The organism is Micrococcus sp. PSi08, from assembly GCF_054960655.1.
Map to the genome: position 1 here is coordinate 39,263 of NZ_JBHNYP010000020.1, position 14,009 is coordinate 53,271.

General features: G+C 75.2%; 15 protein-coding genes. 11 read left to right on the forward strand and 4 right to left on the reverse strand.

Features of this window, described 5'->3' with window-relative positions:
• The first annotated feature begins 37 nt into the window (after positions 1 to 37).
• The 4 genes from ACFI33_RS08290 to ACFI33_RS08305 are packed head-to-tail and all read left to right on the forward strand — an operon-like array spanning position 38 to position 4,629.
• Positions 38 to 862 carry an ABC transporter ATP-binding protein gene (locus ACFI33_RS08290; RefSeq protein WP_044659201.1) on the forward strand — a complete coding sequence of 275 codons (825 nt, stop codon included), beginning with the start codon at positions 38 to 40 and terminating at the stop codon, positions 860 to 862.
• Positions 853 to 2,454: a Tat (twin-arginine translocation) pathway signal sequence gene (locus ACFI33_RS08295; RefSeq protein ID WP_462623930.1), complete on the forward strand. Its 1,602-nt coding sequence runs from the start codon at positions 853 to 855 to the stop codon at positions 2,452 to 2,454. The genes ACFI33_RS08290 and ACFI33_RS08295 overlap by 10 nt, the downstream gene beginning before the upstream one ends.
• Positions 2,455 to 2,477: 23 nt before the next feature.
• Positions 2,478 to 2,816 (forward strand): DUF3039 domain-containing protein, encoded by a 339-nt coding sequence (locus ACFI33_RS08300; RefSeq protein WP_462623931.1) that lies wholly within the window; start codon positions 2,478 to 2,480, stop codon positions 2,814 to 2,816.
• Positions 2,809 to 4,629, forward strand: a complete 1,821-nt coding sequence (locus ACFI33_RS08305) for a DEAD/DEAH box helicase (RefSeq protein ID WP_462623932.1) — start codon at positions 2,809 to 2,811, stop codon at positions 4,627 to 4,629. The genes ACFI33_RS08300 and ACFI33_RS08305 overlap by 8 nt, the downstream gene beginning before the upstream one ends.
• A gap of 53 nt (positions 4,630 to 4,682) precedes the next feature.
• Here ACFI33_RS08305 and ACFI33_RS08310 read toward each other — a convergent pair whose 3' ends face one another.
• From ACFI33_RS08310 to ACFI33_RS08320, 3 genes are all read right to left on the reverse strand, one after another.
• Positions 4,683 to 5,144 carry a GNAT family N-acetyltransferase gene (locus tag ACFI33_RS08310; RefSeq protein ID WP_462623933.1) on the reverse strand — a complete coding sequence of 154 codons (462 nt, stop codon included), beginning with the start codon at positions 5,142 to 5,144 and terminating at the stop codon, positions 4,683 to 4,685.
• Between the two features lie 61 nt (positions 5,145 to 5,205).
• Positions 5,206 to 5,889: an isochorismatase family protein gene (locus ACFI33_RS08315; protein WP_010079002.1), complete on the reverse strand. Its 684-nt coding sequence runs from the start codon at positions 5,887 to 5,889 to the stop codon at positions 5,206 to 5,208.
• A gap of 3 nt (positions 5,890 to 5,892) precedes the next feature.
• Complete coding sequence (locus ACFI33_RS08320; RefSeq protein WP_036313014.1) at positions 5,893 to 7,245, reverse strand: nicotinate phosphoribosyltransferase; 1,353 nt, start codon at positions 7,243 to 7,245, stop codon at positions 5,893 to 5,895.
• A gap of 64 nt (positions 7,246 to 7,309) precedes the next feature.
• On the opposite strand from ACFI33_RS08320, the gene clpS reads away from it, so the two are divergent.
• The 7 genes from clpS to ACFI33_RS08355 are packed head-to-tail and all read left to right on the forward strand — an operon-like array spanning position 7,310 to position 12,792.
• Positions 7,310 to 7,672, forward strand: a complete 363-nt coding sequence (clpS, locus tag ACFI33_RS08325; protein WP_002857236.1) for an ATP-dependent Clp protease adapter ClpS — start codon at positions 7,310 to 7,312, stop codon at positions 7,670 to 7,672.
• Between the two features lie 8 nt (positions 7,673 to 7,680).
• The gene (locus ACFI33_RS08330) at positions 7,681 to 8,433 is read left to right on the forward strand and encodes a DUF2017 family protein (RefSeq protein WP_462623934.1); all 753 of its coding nucleotides are present in this window, start codon (positions 7,681 to 7,683) and stop codon (positions 8,431 to 8,433) included.
• A complete protein-coding gene (murI, locus tag ACFI33_RS08335) occupies positions 8,430 to 9,362 on the forward strand; it encodes a glutamate racemase (protein ID WP_036313006.1) in 933 nt (310 codons plus the stop codon). Before ACFI33_RS08330 ends, murI begins: the two co-directional genes overlap by 4 nt.
• Positions 9,359 to 10,174: an MBL fold metallo-hydrolase gene (locus ACFI33_RS08340; protein ID WP_462623935.1), complete on the forward strand. Its 816-nt coding sequence runs from the start codon at positions 9,359 to 9,361 to the stop codon at positions 10,172 to 10,174. Before murI ends, ACFI33_RS08340 begins: the two co-directional genes overlap by 4 nt.
• Positions 10,175 to 10,196: 22 nt before the next feature.
• Positions 10,197 to 10,961, forward strand: coding sequence for a ribonuclease PH (rph, locus tag ACFI33_RS08345; protein WP_462623936.1), 765 nt, complete (start codon positions 10,197 to 10,199; stop codon positions 10,959 to 10,961).
• A complete protein-coding gene (locus ACFI33_RS08350; protein ID WP_462623937.1) occupies positions 10,958 to 11,650 on the forward strand; it encodes a non-canonical purine NTP pyrophosphatase in 693 nt (230 codons plus the stop codon). The genes rph and ACFI33_RS08350 overlap by 4 nt, the downstream gene beginning before the upstream one ends.
• Positions 11,647 to 12,792, forward strand: coding sequence for a 3'-5' exonuclease (locus ACFI33_RS08355; RefSeq protein WP_462623938.1), 1,146 nt, complete (start codon positions 11,647 to 11,649; stop codon positions 12,790 to 12,792). Before ACFI33_RS08350 ends, ACFI33_RS08355 begins: the two co-directional genes overlap by 4 nt.
• Before the next feature lie 5 nt (positions 12,793 to 12,797).
• On the opposite strand, the gene ACFI33_RS08360 is transcribed toward ACFI33_RS08355, so the two are convergent.
• Entirely contained in the window at positions 12,798 to 13,952 is a 1,155-nt protein-coding gene (locus ACFI33_RS08360; RefSeq protein WP_462623939.1) for an ADP-ribosylglycohydrolase family protein, read from the reverse strand.
• Positions 13,953 to 14,009: the final 57 nt, after the last annotated feature.

A 14,009-nucleotide genomic window follows, 5' to 3' on the forward strand; every position in this document is an offset into this window, starting at 1 on the left:
ACGCCGTGTCCGCCTGACGGTGGGTAAGGTCCCAGGCATGTCTCCGCATGCGCCCGAGCCTGCCCCCGCCCACCTGGCGGCCGCCGCCCGTCGGCGTGCGGCCGACGCCCCCGATCCGGACCTCGCCCTCGTCACGCGCGGGCTGACCCAGCGGTTCGGGGACAAGCTGGCGCTGGACGCGCTGGACCTGGACGTCCCGGCCGGATCGTTCTTCGGGGTGGTCGGGCCCAACGGGGCGGGCAAGACCACGGCCCTGTCGATGGCCACCGGGCTGCTGCGCCCGGACCACGGCCGCGCCTGGATCCACGGCGTCGACGTGTGGGAGCAGCCCCTCGAGGCCAAGCGACGGGTCGGCGTGCTCGCCGACGGCGTGCGCACCTTCGACCGCCTCACGGGCACGCAGCTCATGACCTACGCCGGGCTGCTGCATGGCCTCGACGCGGACACCGTGGCCGAGCGGACCGCGGACCTGCTGCGGGTGATGGACCTGGAGGACGCCGGCCGCAAGCTCGTGGCCGACTACTCCGCCGGCATGACCAAGAAGGTGTCCCTGGCGGCCGCCATGGTCCACGCCCCGGACCTGCTCGTCCTGGACGAGCCGTTCGAGGCCGTGGACCCGGTCTCCGCCGCGAACATCCGGGACATCCTGCACTCGTACGTGGAGCGGGGCGGCACCGTGATCGTCTCGAGCCACGTGATGGACCTCGTCCAGCGCATGTGCACCCACGTCGCCGTGATCGCGGCCGGGACGCTGCGGGCCGCCGGCACGCTCGAGGAGGTCCGGGACGGGCACGACCTCGAGGACCGCTTCGTGGACCTCGTCGGCGGCCGCCACGGCTCGGAGGGGCTGGCATGGCTCTGACGCTCGTCCGACTGCGCTGGACGCTGACCCTGAACCAGTGGCGGCGGTCCCCGTTCACCCTGGTGATGAGCGTGCTCGGCGCGCTGTACGTGCTCGGCATGGCCGCCGTGGCGGTGACGCTGCTCGTCACGGGCCTGCCCGCCCTGCCGGACGAGGCCCGCGGCGCCACGACCGTGCTGGCCGCCGCCGTCGTGGTGCTCGCCTGGCTCGTCATCCCGCCGTTCGTCACGGGCGTGGACGCCACCCTCGACCCGCACAGCTTCGTGCTCTTCCCCGTCCCGGCCCGCACCCTCATCGCCGGGCTGGTCCTGAGCGCCTTCACGACGCCGGTCGGGCTCGCCACGCTGGCCGTGCTGGTGGGCCTGGGGGCCAGCTGGTGGGACCGGCCGGCCGCGCTGGCGGCAGGCCTGGCCGGGGGCGCGCTGACCGCGGTGACCGCCGTGGCGATCGGCTCCGGCCTCGCCGGCCTCCTGGCCGCCTACGCGAGCCGGCGTCGGGTGCGGGACGTCGTCTCCGTCCTGCTGTTCATCCCGCTCATGCTCGGCGGCGTCGCCCTCTCGCAGGCCATCGCATCGTTCGAGGACTTCCTGGCGATCGCGCCCCAGGTCGCCCGCGGCGCGGCGTGGACCCCGTTCGGGGCGGGCCCCGCCGCGGCGTGGGCGGCCGCCGAGGGCCGCGGCGCCGCCGTCGCGCTCCACCTCGCGGTGGCGGCGGCCTGGTGCCTGGCCGCCCTGGCCCTGTGGCACCTGGCCGTGCGCCGCACCGTGGAGCCGGTGGCCGTGGGCGGCGGTCGGTCCCGCCGCGTCGCCGCGGGAGCGGACCCGATGCCGCTGCGCTGGCTGGGCCGACGGGCCACGGGCCCGCGCACCGCGATCGCGGCCCGCGCCCAGCGCTACTGGCTGGCCGATCCGCGGTACGCGGCCGGGCTCGTCATCATCCCGCTCATGGCCGTCCTGCTGTGGTTCACCGGGGGCATGGCCGCGGAGGGGGGTCCCGGACTGGGCCTGCTGCTGATCCTCGGGCCGATCACCGCCTGGTCCCTGGCCTACTCGATCTCCGCGGACATCGCCTACGACCACACGGCGTTCCACCTGCACGTCGTCTCGGGCGTGCGGGGCGTGGACGACCGCTGGGGCCGGGTCCTGGGCCTGGCGGGCTGGGGCGTGCCGATGATCCTGCTCGTGACGACGGCGACGGTGGCGGCGGCGGGGGACTGGTCCCTGTTGGCGCCGATGCTGGGCCTGGCCCTCGGCCTGTTCGGGACGACCGCCGGGCTGTCCGCACTCGTCTCCGCCCGTTTCGTGTACCCCGTGCCGAAGCCGGGAGACAGCCCGTTCAAGACGCCGCAGGGCGCGGCCATGCGCACGATGCTCGTCCAGGGCGCCTCGCTGCTGGTGAGCCTCGCGCTCGCGGTGCCGTTCCTGGCGCCCTTCGTCGTCTGGCTCGTCACCGGGGCCGCCGTGTGGGGCTGGGTGACGGTGGCCCTCGGGCTTGCGTGGGGCGCCGTCGCGCTGTGGCTGGGCGTGCGACTGGGGGCGCGCTGGTACGACCGCGCGCAGGCCGAGACCTACCAGGCCGTGGCCGCCTTCTGAGGGGCGCGGCTAGACTGGCCCGCATGAGTGTGACCGGCGAACCCGACCTGAACGACCCCTTCGCGCCCGCCGGCGGCGGCACGTCCGTCCTCGAGCGTGAGGAGCTGCGGCAGGAGACCGAGCCGGGCGACCACGAGCGCTTCGCCCACTACGTCCGCAAGGAGAAGATCACGGAGTCCGCCGTCACCGGCGCCCCCGTGATCGCCCTGTGCGGCAAGGTGTGGGTGCCAGGCCGGGACCCGAACAAGTTCCCCGTGTGCCCCACGTGCAAGGAGATCTACGAGGGCCTGCGCGAGCCGCAGGACGGCGGCGACGGCGGCGGCAAGCGCGGTGGCTGGTTCGGAGGCCGCGGCCGTGGCTGACGGCCGCTCCCTGACGAGCGGCACCCAGGACGGCAGCGTCCAGCACGATCTGTTCCACATCGGCGAGGACCTTCCTCCCGCCATGCCCGAGCGCGCGGCGTGGGGAACGGCCCCCAAGCTGCGCCAGTGGCAGCAGGAGGCCCTGGAGCGCTATCTCGAGACCGCACCGCAGGACTTCCTGACGGTCGCGACCCCCGGCGCGGGCAAGACCACGTTCGCGTTGCGCGTGGCCAAGATCCTGATGGACTCCGGCGTGGTGCAGCGGCTGACCGTCGTCGCGCCCACGGACCACCTCAAGCGCCAGTGGGCGGACAACGCCGCGCGCGTGGGCATCGCGATCGACCCGAACTTCAAGAACGCGGACGGGCGGCACGGCGCCGAGTACCGCGGGGTGGCGCTGACGTACGCCCAGGTGGCGAACAAGCCCGTCCTGCACCGGAACCGCACCGAGGCCGCCAAGACCCTGGTGATCCTCGACGAGATCCACCACGGAGGCGACGCCCTGAGCTGGGGCGAGGGCATCCGCGAGGCATTCGAGCCGGCCACGCGGCGTCTGTCCCTGACCGGCACCCCGTTCCGCTCCGACACCGCCTCCATCCCCTTCGTCCGCTACGAGCTCGGCGCGGACGGCATCGAGCGGTCCAAGGCGGACTACACCTACGGCTACGGCCCGGCGCTGCGGGACCACGTGGTGCGCCCCGTGATCTTCATGGCCTACTCCGGGCAGATGCGCTGGAAGACCTCCACCGGCGAGGTCATGGAGGCCCAGCTCGGCGAGGCGGCCACGAAGGACATCACCGCCTCCGCCTGGCGCACCGCACTCGACCCGGCCGGCGAGTGGATCCCGTCCGTGCTGCGCGCGGCCGACCGGCGGCTCAGCGAGGTGCGCCGCAACGTGCCCGACGCCGGCGGCCTCGTGATCGCCACGGACCACCAGGACGCGCACGCGTACGCCGCACAGATCGAGGCGCTGACCGGCCAGCGGCCGGCCGTGATCCTCTCGGACGACAAGGGCGCCTCGGACCGCATCGAGGAGTTCGCCGCGTCGGACGAGCGCTGGATGGTGGCGGTGCGCATGGTGTCCGAGGGCGTGGACGTGCCCCGCCTCTGCGTGGGCGTGTACGCCACGTCCACGTCCACGCCCCTGTTCTTCGCCCAGGCCGTGGGCCGCTTCGTGCGCTCCCGGCGGCGCGGCGAGACCGCCTCGGTGTTCCTGCCGTCCGTGCCCGCCCTCATGCTCCTGGCCAACGAGATGGAGCTCGAGCGGGACCACGCGCTGGACCGCAAGGAGGGCGCCGTCGACGTCGAGGACCTCGAGGACGCCCCCGAGGAGGACCTGATCGCGGAGGCCAACCGGACCGAGAGCGGCTCGGACGCGCTGACGCGGGAGAAGTTCGAGGCCCTCGAGTCCCGGGCCAGCTTCGACAAGGTGCTCTTCGACGGCGGCGAGTTCGGCCTCGGCGGCGCGGTCGGCTCGGAGGAGGAGCAGGACTTCCTCGGCATCCCGGGCCTGCTGGACGCCGAGCAGGTCTCCGCCCTGCTGCGGCAGCGGCAGGCCGAGCAGATCCAGCGCCGGCCGCGCGCGCAGGCGGCCGAGCCCGCCGACGTCGTGGACCACCGGCGGATGAAGGAGCTGCGCTCCGAGCTGTCCAAGACGGTGTCCGCCTGGGCGGCCCGTTCCGGCCAGCCGCACGGGGTGATCCACAACCGCCTGCGGGAGATCTCCGGCGGCCCCGCCGTGGCCCAGGCCTCCCGCGAGCAGCTGGAGAAGCGGCTGAGCACCCTGCGCGGGTGGTTCGTCGGCCGGACCTGAGCTCCGTCGGGCGCGGCGGGCGCCGGCGGGCCGTGCCGACCTGAGCGCCGGGTTCAGCCGTCCCGGGACTGGACGCGCACGAAGGCGCGCAGCTCGTCGCCCTCCACGTCACGGGACTCGCGGAAGCCATGGGCCTCGTAGAAGGCGCGCTGGCGCTCCTCGGTGTCCGTGAGCAGCACGTGCTGACGGACATGGCCGAACCGGGCGAAGACGCGGCGCAGCAGCTCGGAGGCGATGCCGCGGCGCTGGTGTCCCGGATCCACGAGGATGTCCTGCAGGTAGGCGATGGTGTGGCCGTCGGAGACCACGCGGGCCAGACCGACCAGTCGGCCGCCGTCGAAGGCGGTCACCACGGTGGCCGAACCCTGCAGCCCGCCCATGAGCGTGTCCATGTCCGCCGTGGAGGCGGACCAGCCCACGGCGTCGTAGAGGGCGCGGACGTCGTCGGCAGCCGGGATCGCTCCGGAGAGGTAGCGGATGCCGTCCCGGTCTGCGGCGATGGGGGAGTCGGTCATGGCTGCTCTCCTCGTCTGCGTCGGGCACCGGCTCCGGCACGCCCGCCGGGGCCGCACCCGCTCACGAGGTCGCCAGGACGGCCCCGGCGGCCTCCATCTCGTGGAGCGCGGCCTGGGCGGCCGCCTCGTCGACGCCGGCCACCAGGTCGGTCAGCACGGTGACCTCGTAGCCGGCGTCGAGGGCGTCGAGCACGGTGGCGCGCACGCAGTGGTCCGTGGCGATGCCCACCACGGTGATCGCGTCCACGCCCTGCTCGCGGAGCCACTCGTCGAGGCCGGGGGCGCCGGACTCGACGGCGGCCGCGGCCACGGCGGTGGCCCCGTACGGGCCGACGGTCCCGGAGGGGCGCTCGCCCGCGGCCCCGGTCGGGACGGCGTCGGGCTCGCCGAGGGCGCCGTCGAAGCCGGAGTAGGCGTCCGTGTGCAGGCCCTTGAGGAACTCGGCGTCGAGGTGCTCGGCGTCCAGGTCGGGATGCAGCTCGGCGCCGGCGGTGCCGGCCACACAGTGCACCGGCCAGGTGGTGCGGAAATCCGGCTCGGCGCCGGTGGCCGCGGCGAAGTGCGTGCCCGGGTCGACGTGCCAGTCGCGCGTGGCGGCCACGGCCGCGTAGGCGTCCGCGTGCTCGGCCAGGTGCTCGCTGACCCCGGCCGCGACGGCGGCGCCGCCGGTCACGCCGAGGGCGCCGCCCTCGCAGAAGTCGTTCTGCACGTCCACGATCACCAGGGCGCGGTTCAGGTTCTCCATGGGTCAGTCCTCCAGGAAGATGGTCGGGATGGCGGGGTCGCCCGGCTGCAGGCGGCCCACCGAGGCGGGCAGCTCGCGCAGGGAGGCGGCGTGCCGCTCGGCGGCGCGGGTGACGGCCTCGGGGCCGGTCCAGCCCTCGGCCAGCTCGCCGGCGTGCACGAAACGGTGCAGCAGGGGACGGTCGTCGGCGTCGGGCGCGGCGCCGCGGTTGACGCCGATCACCTCGGCGGTGGCCCGGCCCCGCGGGTCGCGGCGGCGCGCGGCCTCCTTGCGGCCGCCCCGGCTGGCCTTGCCGGAACTGGCCTTGGCCACGTCCACCCACGTGCCGTCGTCGTCCTGGCGGGCCACGAGCTTGTAGACCATGGAGGCGGTGGGCGCGCCGGACCCGGTGACCAGGCGCGTGCCCACGCCGTACGAGCTGACGGGGGCGGAGCGCAGGGCGGCGATCGCGTACTCGTCCAGGTCCGAGGTGACCATGATCCCGGTCTCGGTGTTGCCCAGCTCGTCGAGCAGCTCGCGCACGCGGTGGGCCTGGATCACGAGGTCGCCGGAGTCGACCCGGACGTTCCGCAGGGCCGGGCCGGCCACCTCGACCGCGGTGCGCACGCCCTGCTCCACGTCATACGTGTCCACGAGGAGGGTGGTGTCCGCTCCGAGCGCGGCGACCTGGGCCTCGAAGGCGGCGCGCTCCGAGTCGTGCAGCAGGGTGAAGGAGTGGGCGGCGGTGCCGACGGTCGGGATGCCGTACCGGCGGCCCGCCTCGAGGTTCGAGGTCGCGGTGAAGCCCGCGATGGCCGCGGCGCGGGCGGCGGCCACGGCGGACTCCTCGTGCGTGCGGCGCGAGCCCATCTCGGCGCACGGGCGGCCGTCCGCGACGGCCGTCATGCGGGAGGCGGCGGAGGCCACGGCGGAGTCGTAGTTGTAGATGGAGAGCAGGTAGGTCTCCAGGATGCACGCCTCGGCGAACGTCGACTCCACCTGCAGGAGGGGGGAGTGCGGGAAGTAGGCCTCGCCCTCGGCGTAGCCCACGATGTCGCCCGTGAACTCGTAGTCGGCGAGCCAGGCCAGCGTGGCGTCGTCGAGGGCGGTGGTGTCCGCGAGGAAGTCGAGCTCGGGCGTGTCGAACCGGAAGCGGGACAGGCCCTCCAGCGCGCGGCCCACGCCGGCCACCACGCCGTAGCGGCGGCCGCTGGGCAGGCGTCGGGTGAACAGCTCGAAGCGGGAGCGGCGGTGCGCGGTGCCGGCCTTCAGCGCGGCCTGGAGCATGGTCAGCTCGTAGTGGTCGGTCATCAGCGCCGTGGGGATCTGCCAGTCGTCGGCGGTCCGCGGGGCGCTGGGCACGGGGTTCTGGCTCACGCGCCCACCCTAGTGGACCGTGGCGGGGCCGGTCCTGGCCCGCCCGCCTCGTACACTGGGGCGCATGTCCGTGCTGACCCGCCACGATCCGTCCGCGCCGCGCGCCGTGCGTCCGGCGCCGGGTGAGTCCGTCCCCGCCGGCGCCACCGACACCGCCCTGCTGGAGCGGCCTCACGAGGACACGGCCCGGGACCGGCCGTGGAACGTCGTGGTGTGGAACGACCCGGTGAACCTGATGAGCTACGTCGCCTACGTGTTCCGCACCCACTTCGGCTACTCCGCCGCCAAGGCGCAGCGGCTCATGCTCGAGGTCCACGAGCGGGGCCGGTCCGTGGTGGCGACGGGCACCAAGGAGAAGGCCGAGCTGCACGTGGGCGCGATGCACGGCTACGGTCTGTGGGCCACGCTGGAGCAGGCGGAGGACTGAGGAGGGGCATGGCAGAACGGTTCCGCTGGACGCGGCGGGGGTACACGGCGCAGCTGGAGCTGCCGGAGGTGCGCCTGCTGCGCGGGCTGGTCAGGGACGTCGTCGCCCTGCTCGAGGGCCGACGCGCGGACGTGCGCCCCGCCGAGGCCCCGGCCGCCGAGGACGGCGTCGACACGCCCGAAGATCCCCCGGCGGCGCCGCCGTCCGTGTCCGCCGCGCAGGACGCGGGCCCCGTGGCCGGGCTGGACGCGTCCGACGCCGCGTTCTGGGGGCTGGTCTCCGGCCTGCACCTGAGCCAGGACCCGGAGCCGCAGCGCTCGGCCCCCACCGACCCGGCCGTCGCACGCCTCCTGCCGGATGCGATGCCCCAGGCCGGCGCCGCCGAACAGGGCGCCCACCGGGCCCTGACCGAGGACGCCCTGTCGGAGGGGAAGCTCGCGGACGCGCGCCTGGCCCTCGAGCTGCTGCGCTCGACGCGCGTGGAGGTGCCGCACGACCAGGCGCCGGCCTTCGGCCGCGCGCTCAACGACGTGCGCCTCGTCCTGGCCGCCCGCCTGGGCGTCGAGACCGAGGAGGACGCCGCCCGCGTGCACGCCGTGGACGACTGGCGCAGCGCGGAGGACGTCGAGTCCACCATGGCCCTGCTCTACAACTTCACCTCGTGGCTGCTGGAGACGCTCATGACGGAGATGCTCAGCGAGCTGCCCGAGGGCGCGGACGAGTCCGCGCCGGGCGCCGGGGACGCGGAGGACGAGCAGTGAGCGGCCAGCGCGCCGCCGTGGACGCCGCCGCGCCGATCGGCGTGTTCGACTCGGGCGTGGGCGGGCTGACCGTGGCCCGGGCGATCATGGACCAGCTGCCCCACGAGTCCATCCTCTACGTGGGCGACACGGAGCACTCGCCGTACGGCCCGCGGCCCATCGCCGAGGTACGGGCCCTCGCCCTGGCGATCATGGACGAGCTCGTCGCGCGCGGCGTCAAGGCGCTCGTGATCGCGTGCAACTCCGCGTCGGCCGCCGTGCTGCGCGACGCCCGAGAGCGCTACACGGGAGGCCACGGCATCCCCGTGATCGAGGTGATCCAGCCCGCCGTGCGCCGCGCCGTGGCCGCCACCCGCACGGGCCGGATCGGCGTGATCGGCACCGAGGCGACCGTCGGGTCCCGCGCCTACGAGGACTCGTTCTCGGCCGCCCCGCACCTCGAGATCACCTCGGTCGCGTGCCCGCGGTTCGTGGAGTTCGTGGAGGCCGGCATCACCACCGGCCCCGAACTGCTGGAGACCGCCCGGGAGTACACGGCCCCGCTGCGCGCGGCGGGCGTGGACACCCTCGTGCTGGGATGCACCCACTACCCGCTGCTGACCGGCGCCCTCTCGCTCGTGATGGGGGAGGACGTCACGCTCGTCTCCTCCGCGGAGGAGACCGCCAAGGACCTCTACCGGGAACTGGTCCGCCTCGGCCTCGAGCACCCCCACTCGGCCGCGGGCTCCGGCCAGGCCACCCGCCACCGCTTCGCCGCCACCGGCGACCCCGACCACTTCCAGGCCCTCGCGCGCCGCTTCCTCGGACCCGAGGTCGAGTCCGTGCGACGCCTGGAGACGATCGGCGCGCCCCGCCCCGCGGCCGCGCCGGTCCCGACGCGCTCGGCGGCCTTCGTGCGGCTGGGCGCCGAGCAGGAGGGTGTGACGTGAAGCTGACCATCATCGGGGCGTCCGGGTCCTTCCCCGGCCCGGGCTCGCCCGCCTCGTGCTACCTCCTCACCGCGGAGGGTGTGGCCGCGGACGGCGTCACCCCGCGCACGTGGCGGATCCTGCTCGACCTCGGCAACGGCGCCCTCGGCGTGCTGCAGCGCTACGTCGAGCTCGAGGACCTGGACGGCATCCTGCTCTCCCACCTGCACCCGGACCACTTCATGGACCTGTGCGGGATGCACGTGGCCATCCGCTGGAACCCGGCCGGCTGGGGCCGCGGCCGGCTGCCCGTCTACGGACCCGCCGGCACCGCCGACCGCATCGCCGAGGCGTACGGGATGGACCCCGAGCCGGGGATGCACCAGGACTTCGAGTTCCGGTGCTGGGCCGCCGGCCGCACCGAGCGGCTCGGTCCGTTCCGGTTCACCCCGGTCCCCGTGCGCCACCCCATCGACGAGGCCTACGCGATCCGGGTCGAGGTGGACCGCGTCGACGACGACGGCGACGTCACCACCCGCGTGCTCACCTACTCCGGGGACACCGACGCGTGCGAGGGGCTCGTCGAGGCCGCGCGGGACGCGGACATGTTCCTGTGCGAGGCCGCCTTCCACGAGGGCCGGGACGACGGCATCGACGGCGTCCACCTGACCGGCCGACGGGCCGGCGAGACGGCGGCGCAGGCCGGGGCCCGGAAGCTGCTGCTCACACACCTGCCGGTGTGGAACGATCCGCAGCGCGCCGTCCAGGAGGCCCGCGAGGTGTACGACGGCCCGCTGGCCGTCGCCGTCTCGGGGCTGAGCTACGGCGTCTGAGGGCGCGCCTAGACTGGAGGCCATGAGCTCTCCCGCCCCCACCGCCCCCCGCCCGGACGGCCGCGCCGTCGACGAGCTGCGCCCCATCACCATCACCCGGGGCTGGTCCCGGCAGGCGGAGGGCTCGACCCTGATCGAGTTCGGGAACACCCGCGTGCTGTGCACCGCCTCCTTCACCGAGGGCGTGCCGCGCTGGCTCAAGGGCGAGGGGACCGGCTGGGTCACCGCCGAGTACGCGATGCTCCCACGGGCCACCAACGAGCGCAGCCAGCGCGAGTCCGTCAAGGGCCGGATCGGCGGGCGCACCCACGAGATCTCCCGCCTGATCGGCCGGTCCCTGCGCGCCGTCATCGACCTGTCCGCCCTGGGGGAGAACACCATCGTCCTGGACTGCGACGTCCTCGACGCCGACGGCGGCACCCGCACCGCCGCCATCACGGGCGCCTACGTCGCCCTCGCCGAGGCGGTGGCCTGGGCGCGGCGCGAGGGGATCCTCGCGAAGGGCGCCGCCGTCCTCAAGGACTCCGTCGCCGCGGTGTCCGTGGGCATCGTGGACGGGGTGCCCGTCCTCGACCTGCCGTACGTGGAGGACGTGAAGGCGGAGACGGACATGAACGTGGTCGTCACCGGCGCCGGGGAGTTCGTGGAGGTGCAGGGCACCGCCGAGGGCGCGCCGTTCACCCGCGCCGAGCTGGACACCCTGCTGGACCTGGCCCTGATCGGCACGGGCGAGCTGGCCCGCATCCAGGCCGAGACCCTGGCCGCCGCCACGGAGGACCGGGCGTGAGCGCGCCCGCCGCCTCCTCGTCGTCGGGTGCGCCGGAGGGCGCCCGCATCGTGCTCGCCACGCACAACGCGGGCAAGGTGCGCGAGCTGCGGCAGCTCCTGGCCGGCGCCGTGCCCGGCCTCGACGTGGAGACCGCGGTGGTGGACGCGGGCGCCGTGGGCGCCCCGGACGTCGTCGAGGACGGCGTCACGTTCGCCCAGAACGCGCTGAAGAAGGCCCGCGCCGTGGCCGCGCACACCGGGCTGATCGCCGTCGCGGACGACTCCGGTCTGGCCGTGGACGTGCTGCACGGCGCCCCCGGGATCTTCTCGGCCCGCTGGGCCGGGCGTCACGGGGACGACCGTGCCAACCTCGAGCTGCTGCTGGCCCAGCTGGCCGACGTGCCGGACGAGCATCGGGGTGCCCAGTTCGTGTGCGCCGCCGCGCTCGCGGTCCCCAGCGGCCCGGACGCCGCGGGCGCCCGGGCCATCCACGTCGAGCACGTCGAGCACGGCCGCCTGCCCGGCACGCTGCTGCGCGAGCCCGTGGGGGACGGCGGCTTCGGCTACGACCCGATCCTGCGCCCCGAGGGCCGGGACGTGTCCACCGCGCAGCTGAGCCCCCAGGACAAGAACGCGATCAGCCACCGGGGGCACGCCTTCCGCGCCCTGCTGCCCTACCTGGTGGACGCGCTCGACGCGCGCCCGTGAGCGGCGGGCGCGCCCCCGTGCCGGGGCTGGACTTCACCGCGATCGACTTCGAGACCGCCAACGGCTTCCGCGGCTCCCCGTGTGCCGTGGGTGCCGTCCGGGTGCGGGACGGGGTCATGGTGGACCGTGCCGAGTGGCTGATCCGTCCGCCCGTGGGCTTCGACCGGTTCGATCCCCGCAACGTGCGCATCCACGGCATCACCGAGGACCGCGTCCTGGACGCCCCCCGGTTCGCACAGGTGTACGACGAGCTCGCGGACTTCATGGGGACGGACGTGCTCGCGGCGCACAACGCGGGCTTCGACGTCGGCGTCATCGAGTCCGGCCTCGAGGTCTCCGGCCGGGACGTGCCGGGCCTGGAGTTCGTGTGCACCCTGGTGCTGGCGCGCCGCGTCTATGACCTGCCCTCGTACGCCCTGCCCTCCGCGGCGCGCCAGGCCGGCTTCACCCCGGGACGCCACCACGACGCGCTGGCCGACGCGGAGGCCTGCGCGGCCATCCTCGTGGACATCGCCCGGCGTGTGATGGGGGAGCAGCCGGCCGACGCGGACGTCCTGCCGGGGCTGACCGAGGCGCCGGCCGGCCGCGGCGTCGACCGCCTGATGCGGGCCCAGGGGCTGAGCGTCAGCGTCCTCGCCCCCCGGGCGGCGGGATCAGGCGCCGAGTCGAAGGCCACCCGCCAGGCCCGGCGCACCGAGGGCGTCTTCGACGCGCGGGTCCCGCTGCGGGACGAACGCGCCATGCCCGACTTCATGCGCTGGCCGGACGAGGGCGTCAATCCGCTCCCGAACCCGGCCGCCGATCCGGGCCACCCCCTGTTCGGCCAGACGGTGGTGTTCACGGGCGGCATCGGCATGTCGCGTCAGAGTGCCAAGACGCGCGCGGCCGCGCACGGCGCGCAGACCGCGAACCGGGTGGGCGCGGCCACCACGATGCTCGTCGTCGGGGACGGCTTCGAGGCCGCGGACCTGCACCGCCCGCGCGCCGAGGACGGGGCACCGCAGGCCGTGACCACGGCGCTGGCGCACCGCAAGACGCGGGACGCCCTGCGCCGGCGGGGCCGTGGGCAGGCCATCGCCCTGGTCTCCGAGGGGGAGTTCCTGCAGATGCTCGACGCGAACTGGCCGGACGCCGCGCGCTGAACCGCTCAGGTGGTCGCGGTGCTCCAGCGCCGGGCGGCCTCCAGGACGACCTCGCGCTCGGCGATCCACCCCGGGACGGAGGCCTCGGCCGCGGCGCGGTCGGCGGGGTCGTGCGCGCCGAACACGGCGGTGCCGTGCGCCGCGCCGAGCACCTGCCCGGCCAGCGAGGCCGTGGAGTCGGAGTCGCCGTCGTGGTTCACGCCGATCCGCAGCGCCAGGGCGAGCGCCGCCGCCGGATCGGCCGGGTGCGCCGCCTGCGCGGTGAGCGCGGCATACAGCGCGATGGCCAGGGCCTCCTCCGCGACCCAGCCCTCGCCGAGCGCGGTGGGGAGGGCGCCGGGGGCGCCGGGGTCGGCGTCGACGGTGCCGGCCAGGTCGACCGCCGCGACGACGGCGGCACGGGTCTCCTCGGCCTCCTCGCCCAGGCCGTCGAGCCACGCGCGGGCGTGCGCGACCGCGGCGGCCAGGTCCAGGCCGCGCAGCAGAGCCGCGATGACGAGGGCGTACGCGGCCGCCGCGACCCACGCGGTGGGGTGGCCGTGCGTGAGGACGGCCCCCTGGCGGGCGAGGGATACGACGTGCGGGTCCTCGAGCCCCGGCACCATCCCGTACGGGGCCGAGCGCATGACCGTCCCGCAGCCCTTCGAGCCCGGGTTGTGCGGGTCGCCCGGCAGGCCCATCCCCGGTTCGGCGAGCCCGCTCAGGCACGCGGTGCCCGGCGCGCGGCGCACCTTCAGCTCCGCGTGCGCGTCGATCCAGCGGGGCGGGGCCGGGGGAGCGCCCTCGGGCAGCGCGCCGTCCTGCGTGGCGAACCAGCGCAGGCACGCGAGCCACACGCACGCGGCGGGATCGGCCGGGACGCCGTCGTTCTGCCACTCGATCCACTCGAGCAGGCCGTCGAGCACGTACAGCGTCAGCTGCGTGTCGTCGGTGATCGGCAGGGCGTGGGCGCCCTCCTGGGCGAGCAGGTCCGCGGCGTCGGTGACGCCGGCGGGGCCGTGCACCGCCGCGATCCCCGACGCGGGGGTGAACTCGACGACGCCGCCCAGCGCGTCCCCGGCGGCACCGGCCGCGAGGAGGGCCAGGACCCGGTCGGCGTGCTCGAGGCCGGGCAGGGGCGTGGACGAGGAGGCGGTGGGCTCGGGCGCGGTGGCGGACATGCCGCCATCGTACGAGCCGTGCGGCATCGTGCTTATCCCGTCCGCACCCTCCCTAGA